Genomic DNA, 16,714 nt, shown 5'->3' with positions numbered 1-16,714 from the left:
GGACGCTGCCATGGATCCAGGCATTTTCCTCATCCACGCCCTGAATGCACTGCAATACGGGCTGCTGCTCTTTCTCGTGGCCAGCGGGCTGACGCTGATCTTCGGGATCATGGGCATCATCAACCTGGCGCATGGCAGCTTCTACATGATCGGCGCGTACATGGCCTTCGCGCTGGGACCGCTGGTGCAAGCCCACCTGGGCGGCGGCTTTTTCCTCACGCTGGCCGTCTGCGTGGCCGCCGCCCTGCTGCTGGGCTATGTGCTGGAGGCGCTGTTTTTCAGCTTTCTCTACACACGCGATCACCTGCAGCAAGTGCTCATGACCTACGGACTCATCCTGGTGTTCGAAGAGTTGCGCAGCCTGCTGATCGGCAATGACGTGCACGGCGTGCCCATGCCGTCCTGGCTGGCCGGCTCGGTGCCGTTGGGCGACGTGATGACCTACCCCGTCTACCGCCTCTTCGTGGCGGTGATGGCCCTGCTGGCCGCCGCCCTGCTTTACTGGGTCATCACCCGCACCCGCATCGGCATGATGGTGCGCGCCGGCGCCAGCAACCGCGAAATGATCGGCAGCCTGGGCGTGAACATCAACCGGCTGTACCGCTGGGTCTTCGCCGTCGGCGTGGCCATGGCCGCGCTGGCCGGCGCGCTGGCCGCCCCCGTGTCGTCGGTCTATCCCGGCATGGGTCAGGGCGTGCTCATCATCTGTTTCGTGGTGGTGGTGATCGGCGGCATCGGCTCCATCCGCGGCACGTTTCTGGCCGCCATGCTGGTGGCCGCGGTGGAGACTTTCGGGCAGGTGCTGTTTCCGGCCGCGGCCGGCGTGCTGGTTTATCTGCTGATGGCCACGATCCTGCTGTTCCGGCCGGAAGGCCTGTTCCGGCAAGGTTGAGGAGAGTCTCATGTCGCAACCCGCATCGAACCGCTTCGTGCGCCACGGCCTGCCCTTGCTCTGTCTGTTCGGGCTGGGCGTCTTCGCCTTCGTGGGCGGAGACTATTACACCGGCCTGGCGCTCAAGATCATGATCTACGGCATTTTCGCCCTGGGTCTGCAATTGCTGGTCGGCAGCGCTGGCCTGGTGAGCCTGGGCCAGGCGGCCTTCTTCGGCCTGGGCGCCTATGCCGCCGCCCTGCTGTCGCCGGCCAGCTCGGCGGGCTCGCTCTGGTGGCTGCTGCCCGCGGCGCTGGGCGCCGCCGGCCTGTATGCGCTCATCACCGGCGCGCTGGTGCTGCGCACCAAGGGCATTTACTTCATCATGGTGACGCTGGCCTTCGCGCAGATGGCCTATTACGTCATGCACGATACCAAGCTGGGAGGCGGCAGCGACGGCATCTACCTCTACTTCCGCCCGGAGCCGGCCATCGGCGGCTGGCTGCCGTTCGATCTGAGCGAAGCGCGCACCTTCTATTTCTTCGTGCTGGGCTGCCTGGCCGCGGTCTGGGTCTTCCTCGCGCTGCTGCGCCGCTCGCCTTTCGGCGCGGCGCTCACCGGCATCGGCATCAACGAGCAACGCATGCGCGCCGCCGGTTACGCCAGCTACCCCTACAAACTGGCCGCCTATGTCATCGCCGCCATGCTGGCCGGCCTGGCGGGCTTTCTCTACGCCCTCAAAGATGGCTTCGTCACGCCCGAACTGCTGGCCTGGGAGCAATCCGCGCTGGTGCTGCTCATGGTCATTCTGGGCGGCCAGACCCGCCAGGGCGGCGCGGTGCTGGGCGCGGCCGCCTTGCTGCTTCTGCAGGAAGTCTTCCAATCGCAGGAGATTTTCGGCCGCTTTGCCGACCATTGGCATCTTCCGCTGGGCCTGGCCATCATTGCCCTGGTGGCCTGGCTGCCCCAGGGGCTGATCGGTCTGGCGGGCCAGATCGCGCGCAAACCGGCGCCGGCGGCCGCCCCGGCCGATACGCTGCCCGTCTCGGGAGACTCTCATGCCTGACATCCTGCTCAGCGGCCGCGACATCACGCGGCGCTTCGGCGGCCTGGTCGCCGTCAATGCGGTTTCGCTGGAACTGCCGCGCGGCGCCGTGCATGCCGTCATCGGCACCAATGGCGCCGGCAAATCCACGTTGATCAACATCCTGTCCGGCGAGCTGGCGGCCAGTTCGGGCCGCGTCACGCTCGGCGCCCAGGACGTCAGCGCCTGGTCGCAGCCGCGCCGCGCCCAGGCCGGGCTGGGCCGCACGTATCAACGCTCCACCATTTTTCCGTCGCTGTCGGTGTTCGAAAACTGCCGCCTGGCCGCCCAGGCACGCCGCCAGCGCTTCTGGCACTGGACGGCCAGGGCCAGCGCCTGCGCCCACAGCGCCGACCAGGCCGATGCCGCGCTGGCGCGCACCGGCCTGCGCGCCTCGGCCCAGCGGCCCGCCGGTTTGCTGCCGCATGGGCACAAGCGGCAGCTCGAAATCGCCATGTGCCTGGCCGGCATGCCCAGCGTGCTGCTGCTGGACGAACCCCTGGCCGGCATGGGTCCGGAAGAGACCGACCGCATTCTCGACCTGCTGCAGGCGCTCAAGCAGGATCACGCCATTTTGCTCGTCGAGCACGATATGGATGCCGTGTTCCGGGTTGCCGACCAGGTCACCGTCATGGTCAACGGCACGGTGCTGGCCAGCGGCACGCCGGCCAGTGTCCGCGCCGACCCGCAAGTTCAGACGGCTTATTTGGGAGAACACGCATGACCGCGACCACGCTGGTGCAGGCCCAGGACCTGCATGTGCACTATGGGGCCAGCCATGTCCTGCGCGGCGTGGACATCGCGATCCGACCGGGTGAAGCCGTCGGCCTGCTGGGCCGCAATGGCATGGGCAAAACCACCTTGATCCGCAGTCTGGTCGGGCTGCTGCGGCCCACGCGCGGATCGGTCAGCGTGCAGGGCCGGCCCGCCGGCGCGCCGCACGCGGTCGCGCGCATGGGCCTGGCCTATGTGCCGGAAGGCCGGGGCGTCTTCCCCAACCTGAGTGTGCGCGAAAACCTGTTGGTGGCGGCCCGCCCGGGCCAACGCCACGCCTGGCACTACGACCGCGTGCTCAAGACTTTTCCCCGGCTGGCCGAGCGCCTGGGGCATGGCGGGCATCAACTCTCGGGCGGCGAGCAGCAGATGCTGGCCATCGGGCGGGCGTTGATGACCAACCCGGATCTGCTCATCCTGGACGAAGCCACCGAAGGGCTAGCCCCGCTCATCGTGGCCGAAATCTGGAGCACCATTGCGCTGATCCGTGCCTCGGGCATGTCCACACTGGTGGTCGACCGCAATTTCCGCGCGGTGCTGGCCCACACCGACCGCTGCGTCGTCATGGAAAAAGGCCGGCTGGTCGAGAACGGCGACAGCGCCGAGCTCGCCCGCCAGCCCCAACTGCTGACGCGCCATCTCGGCGTCTAAGCCGCGCCGTCCGCGCCAGCGGGCTCCGCATCCGGCTCCAGATTCAGCCACACCCGCCGCATAGTCGGATCCTCCGGATCGGCGTCGTTGGTAAAGCCCAGGCGCGTCATCAGGGTCAGCATGGGCCGGTTGGTCGACAGCACCAGGCCGTCGATGTACTCCAGGCCCTGCGCGCGCGCCTCGGCGATCAGCGCGCTCATCAACTGCCCGCCCAGCCGCATGCGCTGCCAATCGTCGCCGATCACCAGCGCATATTCCGCGCCGCGTCCATCCGGATTGCGCAGATAGTGCGCGAAGCCGATGATCACTTCGCGCGGATGGCCGCGATTGGCCGGGTTGGGCACCTGCGTGGCGGCCACCAGCGCCAGTTCGCGGTGGTAATCCACCTGCGTATAGCGGGCGACCATGCGGGGAGTGAGCTCGCGCATCATCGACACGAAACGCATATAGCGCGAGCGTTCGGACAGCCCGCGGATGAACTCCTGCAGCGGCTCGCCATCCTCCGGGCGGATGGGCCGGATCATCCAGGGCGTGCCATCGTCGAAGCGCCGCATCTGCACCAGACGGGCCGGATAGGGATGGATCGCCATGTGCGGATAGCCCGACGTCTGCGGCGAGGCGCAGGCAGGCGTTTCGGTCAGCGTCATGCGCATCCCGCCGGCGCGCAGCCGGGTTTCGCCGGCGTAAAGCGGGTCGATGTCCAGCGACTGGATGTCGGGCATCTCGGAGACCAGTTCGGAGACCTGCACCAGCGCGTGCTGCAGGGCCTCGGTGGCGGCATTGCTGACCTGCGGCGCCAGGACCCGGCGCCAGATGCGGCTGCGCTCGATCAATTGCCGGGCCAGAAAGTTGTTCAGCGGCGGCAGGTCCATCCCGCGCTCGGCCACCGACAGCAGAGCGTCGGGCCCGCCCGCGCCAAAGCGGATCACCGGCCCGAACCGGGCGTCGGTGCGCACCCGGATGGCCATGGGCCGCGACTCCGGCTCCACCGGCCGCACATCCATGGGGCCGTCGCGCAAGGGCACATGGAAGGCATCGAGCAGCACGCGGCACTCGGCCGGCGTCAGCTCGACCCGGCCGGCAGCGCGCGCCGCCTCGATCACCGTGCGCGCGGCCTGCCAATCAGGCAGCAGCCCGGGCGGCTCCGGCGGCTGGGTCTGCAGCAGCAACTGCTGGTTGTAATAGTGCGTGGCCAGCACGCCAAACGCGTCGGCGGCGGACTCCGGCGTGCGAAACGCCGGCGTGCCCGCATCATCGAGCATGCGGCGCAGGGGCCGCATGCCCGCGTCGCCCATGAAGCAGCTCACCACCGGCTTGCGCGCCTTGGGGGAAAACTGCGCCAGTTGGCGCGCCACCGCCGGCATATCCGCCAGCGCGTCGGGGGCCAGCAGCACCAGCACCCCGTCGACCCCGGCATCGTCGATCAGACAATCCAGCAACTGTTGCAGGCGCTCGGGCGTGAGCGGCGGATAGGTGATCACGGGGTTGCCGGCCGGCGCATCGGGCTCGAGCAGCCCGGCCAGCGTGCGCTGGGTGGCCGGCGACAGCTCGGCCTTGAGCACGGCGGCCTCCGGGCCGATGAGATCCAGCGCCAGTTGGGGCGGACCACTGCCGTTGGACAGCAAGGCCACGCGCCGCCCCCGCGGCCGCCTGGCATAGCCCAGCACCTTGACCGCCGAGAACAGTTGGACGAAGTAGCGCACGCGCACGGCGCCGGCGCGGCGCAAAGCGGCGTCGAAGACGGCATCGGCGCCGCCCGGCTCACTGCGCCCGGCCTTGAGCACGATGACCGGTTTGACGCTGGCGGCCGCGCGCAAGGCGCTCATGAATTCGCGCGCGGGGCCGATGTTTTCCAGGTAAAGCACGATGCTGTCGGTGCGCGGGTCGCTGGCCAGATAATCCAGCACCTGGGTCGGCCCCACCACGGCTTCATCGCCCAGCGAAACCGCGAGCGAAAAACCGATATGCACGTCCTCGGCCCAATCCATGACGGAGGCCATGATGGAGCGCGATTGCGCCACCAGCGCGACGCGCCCGGCGCGGGCGAGCGTGGGATGCTGGCTCAGGTTCAGGCCCGCGTGCGGGCGCTGCGCGCCAAAGGAGCGCGGCCCCAGCAGCGGACAATCGTGCTCGCGCGCCCAGGCCTCGCACAGCGCCAGCGTGCCGCGCGGATAGGGATCGGGCAACTCATGCGGCAGCAGGATCAGCCCGCGCGGCGCCAGCGGCGTGAGGCGGCGCAGGGTCTCGGGCAGCACGGCCGGCGACACACAGACCAGGGCGAGGTCCACGCGCTCGCCCTCGTCCAGACCGGTGCAGCGCTCGGGCAAGGTCGGCGCTTCGCCCGGAGGGCTGTCGACCAATGTCGTGCGGGCGCGCAAAGGGCCCGGCAGCACGGCCGTGGCCGGGAGATTGCGATCGGCCACGATCAGCAGGGACCGGGGCTCGAAAAGCGGTGCAAGCACGTGTCGAAGCATCGGGTTTTGGCGCTATTCTAAAATGCAGTCATCGTAACAATACAACCAGCCCACCATCCACGGTGAACCGAGCGCGCCAAGCGCCATTTTTATGGAGGGCCGCCGCGGCCAACGCGGCGCCAACATCGGCTTATGACTTCCGCCAAACCCGTTCGTACCCGCTTCGCCCCGTCGCCCACCGGCTTTCTGCATCTGGGCGGCGCGCGCACGGCCCTGTTCTCGTGGGCCTTTGCCCGCCATCACAAGGGCACCTTCGTGCTGCGCATCGAGGACACCGACGTCGAACGCTCTTCCGATGCGGCCGTTCAGGCCATCATCGACAGCATGGACTGGCTGGGCATGCAGCCCGACGAAGGCCCCTTCTACCAGATGAAGCGCCTGGACCGCTACGCCGCCGTCCTCAAGGACATGCTGGCCGCCGGCACGGCCTATCACTGCTACAGCACGCCCGAAGAAGTCGAAGCCATGCGCGAAGCCGCCCGCGCCAAGGGCGCCAAGCCGCGCTATGACGGCACCTGGCGTCCGGAGCCGGGCAAAACGCTGCCGGCCATTCCCGAAGGCCGCAAGCCCGTCATCCGCTTCAAGAACCCGCAAACCGGCGTCACGGCCTGGGACGACATGGTCAAGGGTCCGGTCAGCTTCGACAACGAGGAGCTCGACGACCTGATCATCGCCCGTCCGGACGGCACCCCGACCTACAACTTCTGCGTGGTGGTCGACGATTGGGACATGGGCATGACCCACGTCATCCGCGGCGATGACCACGTCAACAACACGCCCCGCCAGATCAACATTCTCAAAGCCCTGGGCGCCGAAGTGCCCGAATACGGCCATGTGCCCATGATTCTCGGCCCGGACGGCCTGAAGCTGTCCAAGCGCCACGGCGCGGTCAACGTCATGGAGTACGACGACGAAGGCTATCTGCCCGAAGCCATGGTCAACTACCTGGCCCGCCTGGGCTGGAGCCACGGCGACACCGAGCTCTTCAGCCGCGAGGAATTCGTCGAGTGGTTCGACACCCGCCACCTGTCCAAGTCGCCCTCGCAATGGGATCCGAAGAAGCTGAACTGGGTCAACGCCCATTACATCAAGGGCATGGACAACGCCGAACTGGCCCGCCGCGTCGCGCCGCGCATCACCAAGCGCGGCGGCGACGCCACGCGGGCCGACCTGCCGGAGATCATCGGCCTGTTCAAGGACCGCGCCGAAACGCTGGAGCAATTGGCCGATGACGCCATGCTGCTCTGCGGCCCCTTCAAGCCGGCCGATGCCGATGTGCTCGCCCAGCACCTGACGCCGGCCGCGCGCGAAGCGCTGGCGGGATTCGCCGCAGCCGCCAGCGGCACCGAATGGACCCGCGAGGCCGTGTCGGCCCTGATCAAGGCGCAGTTGGCCGAACGCGGCCTGAAGATGCCGCAGCTGGCCATCCCGCTGCGCGTGGCCGTCACCGGCCGGGCTCAGACGCCGGCCGTGGACGCCGTGCTGGTGCTGTTGGGCAAGGACGTCGTGCTCGAGCGCCTGGCCAAGCTCGCCGCTTGACGCCCGGACACGCTGCTCAGGACGCCGCCGGGCGCCTGCGCAGCGCCTGGGCGAAAAACAGCCCCAGCAAGGGCAGGCCCATGGCCGCCAGGCCGAACAGGGCCTGCGCGCCGACCGCGTCGACCAGGGCACCCGCCAGGGCCACCCCGGCGGCCTGCCCCATGAACAGGCAAGACGCAAACCACGCCACCGCCGTGCCGCGCACATCGGGCACCATCTGCGTGGCGTTGGTCTGCAAGGTGGCGTGCAACAGGTAATAGCCAAAGCCGGCCAGCGCGCTGGCCAGAATGGCCCAACCCCAGGCCGGGCCCAGCAGATAGATCAGAAAGGCCAGGCTGAGCACCAGGCCGCCGGCCAGCGCCAGGCCGCGTTCGCCCAGGCGGCGCAATACCGCGCCCGCCACCACGGTGTAGATCAGCCCCCCCACCGCATACAGCGCCACCAGCGCGCCAGCCATGGTCAGCGACACATCGAAACGGTCGTGCAGATAGGCCGGCGCGAAGGCCAGCGTGCCAAAGACCAGCATGCCCTCGAAGAACACCGTCACCAGCACCACGCGCGCCCAGCGTACGCTCCAGACGCGCCGCGCCTGGGCCAGAAAACCCTGGCCCGCCTTGCCGCGCTGCACGAACAGGCCCAGCGTTTTCTGCCGCCGCAACTCGGCCAGCAGCAACAGGCCGACGACGATATAGCCCAGCACCAGCACCAGAAAAGCGCGGCGCCACCCTATCGTGTCGGCAAACAGCCCCCCGGCCAGGCTGCCCGCGGCCATGCCCAGGATGGTGCCGGTCAGAAAGCGCGCCAGGGTGGCCTGGCGCCGCTCATAAGGCACGTTGTCGCCGATCCAGGCCATGGACAGCGGCACGATGCCCGCGCCGGCCGCGCCTGACAGCATGCGGCAGACCACCAGCATATCCAGACTGTCGGCCATGGCCGCGCCCGCGCTGCCGATGGCACAGGCAAACGTCGCCAGGCACACGACCCGATACTTGCCATAGCGGTCCCCCACCGGGCCGAAAAACATCTGCAACAGGCCATAGGCCACGGCAAAGGCCGTGACGGCGTGGCCCGCCTGTCCGGTGGTGGTGGAAAACTCCTGCGCCAATTGAGGCAGCATGGGATCGCAAATGCGAAAAGCGCTGGCGCTGACGAAAGCGGCCAGCGCCAAGAGGGCGATGGCTCGTCCCTCGGAATGGGCGGCGGACATGGAAACGAGTCGGAGAGAAAGTCCGAAACCTTACTCCAAGCGCGCGCCCTTGGCGACCCTGCCCGGCTGCCCGGGCGAGGCGTGCGCTCAGTTGGGCAGGCGGTAGCCGGCCTGCATGCGCCGGGCGGTCAATTGCTGCCCGCCGGACTTCAGTTCGCGCAGCATCAGGCGCGACTGATCCACGCTCTGGACCTGATAGCGCGTCTGGTAGATGGGATCCTCCGCATCGACCAGCTCGCCATTGGACTTCGTGGTCTGCAAGGTATAGATGCCGTTGGCCACCGTCCAGCAGCCGCTTTCGCGCAAGGCGGGGCGGATGCGCTTGCCCACCTTGAGTTGGGTTTCGTAGGTCATGCTGCCATCGGCCGACAGCACGGTCAGCGTCTGCAGATCACCGCCGAAGCCGCGCGGGCGCGACACCGAATACCAGGTTCCCACCATCGGGCTGCCCGCCTCGCTGGGCGTGCACGTCACCTGCTTGGGTGCGGGCGCCTGCGCCGGCGTCTCGGCGCTGGGCTGTTTTTTGGCGGCGCAACCAGCCAGCGCCGCCCCCACGATCAGACCGCCGCAAACGGCGCGCGCGAACGACACATACGAATACATCATGACTTCCTCGAAATCTCCCCGGCACGATAGGTCGCGTGCGCCTATGCAGGCGCCTGCAGCGACTGCTGGCACTCTAAAGAGCGGCCCGACACAATGCAATCCGCGCGTGCAGCCTAGTGCATTTGCGCAACACTCATGGTCGCAAATCTGCGCAGACCCCGGGCTTTACAGCTGTTTCCGAATCTTAAAGCCGCCGCTGGCCCCACCCTGATCAGGCAGGCTCACAAGGGCAGCCGCACCTCATGCTTGATCTCGCGCAGCGCCACAATGCTGCGCGTCTGGCGGATGCCGGGCAGGTTGAACAGAAAGCGGTGCAGAAAGCGGTCATAGTCCTCGGGGCTCTCGACCAGGATCTTGAGCAGGAAATCCGAGTCTCCCGTCACGGAATAGCACTCCAGGATCTCGGGGGCATCGCGCACCGAGCGCTCGAAATTGGCCACGGTCTCGGCCGAATGCCGCTCCAGGCTGATCTGGGCGAAGACGCAACCGCCCAGGCCCACCTTGCTGCGATCCACCTGGGCGCTATAGCCCTGGATGACGCCAGCCGACTCCAGCGCCTTGACCCGGCGCCATACCGGCGCGGGCGACAACCCCACCTGATCTGACAATTGCTGCGCCGAAGCCCGGCCGTCTTCCTGCAGGGCGCGCAGGATGGCGAAATCGGTTTTATCCATGTTGTTGTCTCCTAACCAGCCAAAACGAAATGTTTATTTCAAATTATAGGGAATTCACGATCCAATAACGCAAGAAAACGGTATGCCGCCGCTCCTATCATGGTCGGACTAAAGGAGCATTCATGGACGGCACACCCGTGGTCGACCCGCATATCGATCTGGACTACCAACTCGCAGACAATCTCAGCCGCCGTCAGGGCCGCATTTTTCTGACCGGCACGCAGGCGCTGGTGCGCCTGATGCTCGCGCAGCGGCAGGCCGACCGCGAGCGCGGCCTGAACACGGCGGGCTTCGTCTCGGGCTACCGCGGCTCGCCCCTGGGCGGCGTGGACATGGCCATGTGGAAGGCCCAGAAAGCGCTGGATGCCAACCAGATCACCTTCATGCCAGGCATCAACGAAGACCTGGCCGCCACCGCCGTCATGGGCACGCAGCAGGTCGGCACGCGCAGCGACCGCAAGGTCGATGGCGTCTATGCCATGTGGTACGGCAAAGGCCCGGGCGTGGACCGCGCCGGCGACGCCCTGCACCATGGCCATGCGGCGGGCGCTTCGCGCCACGGCGGCGTGCTGATGGTGGTCGGCGACGATCACACGGCCGTGTCCTCCTCCATCCCGCACGCCAGCGAAACCTCGCTCATCGGCTGGCATGTGCCCATCGTGCACCCGGCATCCATCGACGAATACGAGACATTCGCGCTCTGGGGCTGGGCGCTGTCGCGCTACAGCGGCGCCTGGGTGGCTTTCAAAGTCACGTCGGAATCGGTGGAAACGGGCCAGTCTTTCGATGTGCGTCCGGCGCAGCACTACGACATGCCCGAGGACGCCGAAGCGGGCGAGCGCGAGTACAACGCGCGCGACTTCCTGTCGCCGGCCATCGAAACGCGCATGGCCCGCCGCGAGCGCGCCGTCGCCGCCTTCGCCGCGCGCCACAGCATCGACAAAATCATTTCCGCCGCGCCGCAGGCCACGCTGGGTATCGTCACCGTGGGCAAATGCCACCTTGACGCCATGGAAGCGCTGCACCGGCTGGGCGTGGACACCCGCCAGGTGCGCATCTACAAGCCCGGTCTGGTGTGGCCGCTGGAGCGCGGGCGCCTGCTGGCTTTCGCCCAGGGACTGCGCCACATTCTGGTCATCGAAGAAAAAGACGGCATCGTCGAAGCCCAGATCAAGGATCTGCTCTATAACCAGGAACAACGCGCCTCGGTCTGCGGCAAACAGGGGTTCGACGGCGAAACCCTCATCCCGGCCGCCGGGCAGCTGCGCCCCTCCCTGCTGGCCGCGCCCCTGGCCGGCTGGCTGCAACGCACCGGCGGCCTGGCGCTGGCGACCGACATCTCGGCCTTCGCCTGTACCGAAGCCTTGTCCAACGAGGCCGACGGCATGCGGCGCCGGCCCTATTTCTGTTCAGGCTGTCCGCATAACAGCTCGACCAAGGTGCCCGAAGGCAGTCAGGCCCGCTCGGGCGTGGGGTGCCATTACATGGCCGCCTGGATGGACCGCGAGACCGGCGGCCTGACCCAAATGGGCGGCGAAGGCGTGGACTGGATCGGCGTGGCGCCCTATATCGAATCGCCCCACGTGTTCCAGAACATGGGCGAAGGCACTTACTACCACTCCGGCTATCTGGCCATCCGCCAGGCCGTGGCCGCGCGCGCCAACATCACCTACAAAATTCTGTTCAACGACGCGGTCGCGATGACCGGCGGCCAGCCGGTCGACGGCCCGATCTCCGTGCCGCAGATCTGCCAGCAACTGCGCGGCGAGCATGTGGCCCGCATCGTCGTCACCACCGATGAGCCGCAGAAATACCAAGGCATCGACCTCGGGCCGGGCATCGCCGTGCATCACCGGCGCGAGCTCGACGCCTTGCAGCGCGAGCTGCGCGCCACCGCCGGCGTCACCGTTCTCATTCACGACCAGACCTGCGCGGCCGAGAAACGCCGCCGCCGCAAGAAAAAGACCTTCCCCGATCCGGCGCGGCGCATGCTCATCAACAGCGCGGTCTGCGAAGGCTGCGGCGACTGCGGAACGCAGTCCAACTGCCTGTCGATCGTGCCGCTGGAAACCCCTTATGGCCGCAAACGCGCGGTGGATCAGTCCAGCTGCAACAAGGATTATTCCTGCGCCGAAGGCTTCTGCCCGAGCTTCGTCTCGGTCGAAGGCGGGCAGCCGCGCAAACGCCGCGCGACGGGTCAGAGCGACTGGCAAGCCCAGCTCGATACCGTGCCCATGCCCGTCATCGCCGACATCCACACCCCCTATCGGCTGCTGGTGGCCGGCATGGGTGGCACCGGCGTGATCACCATCGGCGCGCTGGTCTCCATGGCCGCGCACCTGCAAGGCCTGTCGGCCTCGGTGCTGGATTTGACCGGCCTGGCCCAGAAAGGCGGCACGGTCATCAGCCACATCCGCCTGGCCCCCGCGCACACGCCCGCCGGCCCGGCGCGTCTGGACTGGCAACAGGCCGACGCCGCCATTCTGTGCGATCCGGTGGCCGCCGTCTCGCCCGAAGCCCTGGGCACGCTGCGCCGGGGGTTCACCCGCGTGACCGCCAACACCTATGTGGCGCCGGTCTCGGATTTCACGCGCCAACCCGACGTGCCGATGCGCGGCGAGGCCTTGCTGGAGAAGATCCGCCATGCCGCCGGCAGCGAGCAGACCGCCGCGCTGGATGCGCATGGCGCGGCGCTCACCCTGTTTGGCGACAGCATCCTGTCGAATATTTTCCTGCTGGGCTACGCCTGGCAGCGCGGGGATGTGCCGCTGACGCTGGCCGCCTTGACCCGCGCCATCGAACTGAACGGCGTGGCCGTGGCCAGCAATCGTGCCGCCTTCGATGCCGGCCGCCTGGCCGCGCATGCGCCGCAGGCACTGGCTTTCGCGCTCAAGCCGCCCGCGCAGGTGATTGCGCTGCATCGCCCCGAACGCCTGGAAGATGCCGTGGCGCGCCGCGTGGCCGATCTGACGGCCTATCAGGATGCCGCCTACGCCACCCGCTACCGCCAGCTGGTCGAAGAGGTGGCCGCGCGCGAACGGGAAGTCGGCGGCAACGCCGGGCGCCTGGCGCTGGCCGTGGCGCGCGGGCTGTTCAAATTCATGGCCTACAAGGACGAATACGAAGTCGCCCGCCTCTACACCGATGGCCACTTCGCCGCGCAATTGAAAGACCAGTTCGAGGGCGACTACCAGTTGCGCTTTCACATGGCGCCGCCGCTTCTGGCCCGCAAGGACCCGCGCACCGGCGTGCCGCGCAAGATGGCGCTGGGCCCGCGCACCCTGGGCGCGCTGCGCTGGCTGGCGCGCTGCAAGGGCGTGCGCGGCACCTGGGCCGATCCCTTCGGCTATACCGCCGAGCGGCGCATGGAGCGCGGCCTGATCGGCGAGTACGAAACCCTGGTCCGGCGTCTGCTGGCCGGCCTGTCGGTGGACAAGATCGGCGCTGCGGCTACAATCGCTGCCCTTGCGGAAAATGTGCGCGGCTACGGTCATATCAAGGCCGCGGCGGTGACACGCTTTCGCCAGGACCGAGACCGCCTTCTGGAAAGCTATGACCAGCCTGGCTTTGCGCCGAGCGAGGTCCGCAGAAGCGCATAAAACCTCACGCTGAGCACTCACTTCGGCGGGCGCGCCTTGATCGGCGCGCCCTTCGCATTTCGTAACAACTAAATTTGAACTTCCGCAGGCCCCAGACTTGTCCAGTGTACCGAGCCTCACTAGAATTAGTGTCACGCGAGGGGGTGGTACACTACATATTGTGGTCGATTTGATCAGCTGTTGAGCCGCTGACCACTGTCTCAGGACCGCGCGTCCTGACTTTTTTTGTCCCCCGCCGACCGAATTCTTTCTGTTCCGACATGGCTCGGCCATGTCCCGTTTCCGCTATTCGCACAGGAGCTTCCATGCAGACTACGATCGCCTCTGTGACTCGGCCCACGGCCGTGCCGCCCGAATCCAACGAACACCAGGCCAATACCGGCCAGGCTGGCCAATGGGCCAGTTACAACATCATCCGCCGCAATGGTTCGGTGGTCGGCTTTGAGCCGGGCAAGATCGCCATCGCCATGACCAAGGCCTTCCTGGCCGTCAATGGCGGCCAGGGCGCCGCTTCGGCGCGCGTGCGCGAACTGGTCGAGCAATTGACCGCCCAGGTCGTCAACGCCCTGGTGCGCAACCGCCCCAGCGGCGGCACCTTCCATATTGAAGACGTGCAGGATCAGGTCGAGCTGTCGCTGATGCGCTCGGGCCAGCATGACGTCGCCCGCTCCTATGTGCTGTATCGCGAGCGCCGCGCGCAAGAGCGCGCTGCAGCGGCCGAGCTGCAGGAGAAATCCGCCCCCGCCGCGCAGGAAAGCACCCTGAGCGTGAGCGACAACGGCGTGCGCCGTCCGCTGGACATGGCGCAATTGCGCGCCACCATCGAAGCCGCCGGCGTCGGCCTGACCGAGTTCATCGACACCCAGACCATCCTGAAGGAAACGGTCAAGAACCTGTACGACGGCGTGCCGGTCGACGAAGTCTTCAAGTCCGCCATCCTGGCCGCCCGCGCCCTGGTCGAAAAAGATCCGGCCTACAGCCAGGTCACCGCGCGCCTGCTGCTGCACACGATCCGCAAGGAAGTGCTGGGCGAGGAAGTCTCGCAGGCCGACATGGCCCAACGCTATGCCGACTATTTCCCGACCTTCATCCAGCGCGGCATCGAAGCCGGCCTGCTCGATGCCAAACTGGCCGAGTTCGACCTGGCGCGCATCGCCCGCGCCCTGGACGCCAATCGGGACCTGAAGTTCGGCTACCTGGGTCTGCAGACGCTGTACGACCGCTATTTCCTGCACGTGCGCGGCACGCGCATCGAGCTGCCGCAGGTGTTCTTCATGCGCGTGGCCATGGGCCTGGCGCTGCGCGAAACCGATCGCGAAGCGCGCGCCATCGAGTTCTACGAGATTCTGTCGTCGTTCGACTTCATGAGCTCGACGCCGACGCTGTTCAACTCCGGCACCCTGCACTCGCAACTGTCGTCGTGCTATCTGACCACGGTCTCCGATGACCTCGAAGGCATCTACGACGCCATCAAGGAAAACGCCCTGCTGGCCAAGTATGCCGGCGGCCTGGGCAATGACTGGACCCCCGTGCGCGCGCTGCGCAGCCACATCAAGGGCACCAACGGCGAAAGCCAGGGCGTGGTCCCCTTCCTGAAAGTGGTCAACGACACCGCCGTGGCCGTCAATCAGGGCGGCAAGCGCAAGGGCGCGGTGTGCACCTATCTCGAAACGTGGCACCTGGACATCGAAGAGTTCCTGGAACTGCGCAAGAACACCGGCGACGAGCGCCGCCGCACCCACGACATGAACACGGCGAACTGGATTCCCGACATGTTCATGAAGCGCGTGATGGAAGGCGGCGAATGGACGCTGTTCTCGCCCTCCGACTGCCCCGACCTGCACGACAAGTACGGCCGTGAGTTCGAGCGCGCCTACCTGGGCTATGAAGCCAAGGCGGCCAGCGGCGAACTGACGCTGTTCAAGAAAATGCCGGCGCTGTCGCTGTGGCGCAAGATGCTGTCCATGCTGTTCGAAACCGGCCACCCGTGGATCACGTTCAAGGATCCTTGCAACATCCGCTCGCCGCAGCAGCACGTCGGCGTGGTGCACAGCTCCAATCTCTGCACCGAGATCACGCTGAACACCAACGAGTCCGAAATCGCCGTATGCAACCTCGGTTCGGTGAACCTGGTCGCGCACATGAAGCCCACCGCCAACGGCGGCTTCGAACTCGACCACGACAAGATCAAGCGCACCGTTAGCATCGCCATGCGCATGCTCGACAACGTGATCGACATCAACTACTACGCCGTGGAAAAGGCGCGCAATTCCAATATGCGCCACCGCCCCGTCGGCATGGGCATCATGGGCTTCCAGGATTGCCTGCACATGATGCGCGTGCCCTACGCTTCGCAAGCGGCCATCGAATTCGCAGACCGTTCGATGGAAGCCGTGTGCTATCAAGCGTATTGGGCATCGAGCATGCTCGCGCAAGAACGCGGCCGCTATCAATCGTATGAAGGCTCGCTGTGGTCGCGCGGCATCCTGCCGCAAGACTCGATCGCGATGCTGCGCGAAGAGCGCGGCGGCAATGTCGATGTCGATGAATCGAGCGCACTCGATTGGAATACGTTGCGCGCGCGCATCAAAGAACATGGCATGCGCAACTCGAACTGCATCGCCATCGCCCCAACTGCGACGATTTCCAATATCATTGGCGTATCTGCGTGCATCGAACCCACTTTCCAGAACTTGTACGTCAAATCGAATCTCTCCGGCGAGTTCACGGTCGTAAACGATTATCTCGTTCGTGATCTGAAGAAACTCGGTCTGTGGGACGAAGTCATGGTCGCTGACCTCAAGTACTTCGACGGCAGTCTGTCCCGCATCGATCGCGTTCCGACTGAACTGCGCGAACTCTACGCCACCGCGTTCGAAGTCGAACCGAGCTGGCTGGTTGAGTGCGCCGCGCGCCGCCAGAAATGGATCGATCAGGCGCAATCCCTGAACATCTACATGGCGGGCGCATCGGGCAAGAAGCTGGATGACACCTACAAGCTCGCATGGCAGCGTGGCCTGAAGACCACCTACTACCTGCGCACCATGGGCGCCACCAGCGCCGAGAAATCCACGGGCCGCGGCGGCGAACTGAATGCCGTCAGCGCTGGCAATCACAACGTCACGGCCTCCGCATCCGCAGCACCTGTTTTGCCCGAACCCGAGATCGTCGGGGCGGTTTGCACGATGCGGCCGGGTGACCCCGGCTTCGAAGAGTGCGAAGCCTGCCAGTAACG

11 protein-coding genes are annotated in these 16,714 nt (G+C 66.7%); 7 read left to right on the top strand and 4 right to left on the bottom strand.

The features are described from left to right. The first annotated feature begins 10 nt into the window (after positions 1–10). From CAL22_RS02850 to CAL22_RS02835, 4 genes are all read left to right on the top strand, one after another. A complete protein-coding gene (locus tag CAL22_RS02850; protein WP_094810174.1) occupies positions 11–892 on the top strand; it encodes a branched-chain amino acid ABC transporter permease in 882 nt (293 codons plus the stop codon). 91 nt (positions 893–983) lie between these two features. After that, positions 984–1,937 (top strand): branched-chain amino acid ABC transporter permease, encoded by a 954-nt coding sequence (locus CAL22_RS02845; RefSeq protein ID WP_094811084.1) that lies wholly within the window; start codon positions 984–986, stop codon positions 1,935–1,937. Next, entirely contained in the window at positions 1,930–2,679 is a 750-nt protein-coding gene (locus tag CAL22_RS02840; RefSeq protein ID WP_094810172.1) for an ABC transporter ATP-binding protein, read from the top strand. The genes CAL22_RS02845 and CAL22_RS02840 overlap by 8 nt, the downstream gene beginning before the upstream one ends. Further along, entirely contained in the window at positions 2,676–3,380 is a 705-nt protein-coding gene (locus CAL22_RS02835; RefSeq protein ID WP_094810170.1) for an ABC transporter ATP-binding protein, read from the top strand. The genes CAL22_RS02840 and CAL22_RS02835 overlap by 4 nt, the downstream gene beginning before the upstream one ends. Here CAL22_RS02835 and CAL22_RS02830 read toward each other — a convergent pair. Then, positions 3,377–5,854, bottom strand: a complete 2,478-nt coding sequence (locus tag CAL22_RS02830; RefSeq protein ID WP_094810168.1) for a GNAT family N-acetyltransferase — start codon at positions 5,852–5,854, stop codon at positions 3,377–3,379. The two genes, CAL22_RS02835 and CAL22_RS02830, sit on opposite strands and share 4 nt — an antisense overlap. A gap of 132 nt (positions 5,855–5,986) precedes the next feature. Between CAL22_RS02830 and gltX the strand changes: the two genes are divergently transcribed. Continuing rightward, complete coding sequence (gltX, locus tag CAL22_RS02825; RefSeq protein ID WP_094810166.1) at positions 5,987–7,393, top strand: glutamate--tRNA ligase; 1,407 nt, start codon at positions 5,987–5,989, stop codon at positions 7,391–7,393. A gap of 16 nt (positions 7,394–7,409) precedes the next feature. On the opposite strand, the gene CAL22_RS02820 is transcribed toward gltX, so the two are convergent. The 3 genes from CAL22_RS02820 to CAL22_RS02810 all read right to left on the bottom strand — a co-directional run bounded on the left by CAL22_RS02820 (position 7,410) and on the right by CAL22_RS02810 (position 9,880). Beyond that, positions 7,410–8,600 (bottom strand): MFS transporter, encoded by a 1,191-nt coding sequence (locus tag CAL22_RS02820; protein ID WP_094810164.1) that lies wholly within the window; start codon positions 8,598–8,600, stop codon positions 7,410–7,412. A gap of 87 nt (positions 8,601–8,687) precedes the next feature. Then, positions 8,688–9,203 carry a hypothetical protein gene (locus CAL22_RS02815; RefSeq protein ID WP_094810162.1) on the bottom strand — a complete coding sequence of 172 codons (516 nt, stop codon included), beginning with the start codon at positions 9,201–9,203 and terminating at the stop codon, positions 8,688–8,690. Between the two features lie 224 nt (positions 9,204–9,427). After that, positions 9,428–9,880: an Lrp/AsnC family transcriptional regulator gene (locus CAL22_RS02810; RefSeq protein WP_094810160.1), complete on the bottom strand. Its 453-nt coding sequence runs from the start codon at positions 9,878–9,880 to the stop codon at positions 9,428–9,430. A gap of 122 nt (positions 9,881–10,002) precedes the next feature. Between CAL22_RS02810 and CAL22_RS02805 the strand changes: the two genes are divergently transcribed. Together CAL22_RS02805 and CAL22_RS02800 are read left to right on the top strand one after the other, a co-directional pair. Beyond that, positions 10,003–13,479 (top strand): indolepyruvate ferredoxin oxidoreductase family protein, encoded by a 3,477-nt coding sequence (locus CAL22_RS02805; protein WP_094810158.1) that lies wholly within the window; start codon positions 10,003–10,005, stop codon positions 13,477–13,479. A 305-nt stretch (positions 13,480–13,784) separates the two neighbouring features. Beyond that, on the top strand, positions 13,785–16,712 hold the full coding sequence (locus tag CAL22_RS02800) for a ribonucleoside-diphosphate reductase subunit alpha (RefSeq protein WP_094810156.1): 2,928 nt from the start codon (positions 13,785–13,787) through the stop codon (positions 16,710–16,712). Positions 16,713–16,714 lie beyond the last annotated feature (2 nt).

The sequence above is a fragment of the Bordetella genomosp. 12 genome (assembly GCF_002261355.1).
Lineage (GTDB): Bacteria > Pseudomonadota > Gammaproteobacteria > Burkholderiales > Burkholderiaceae_B > Bordetella.
The sequence above is the reverse complement of the archived record's forward strand: the minus strand, read 5'-3'. Positions and strand labels throughout refer to the sequence as shown.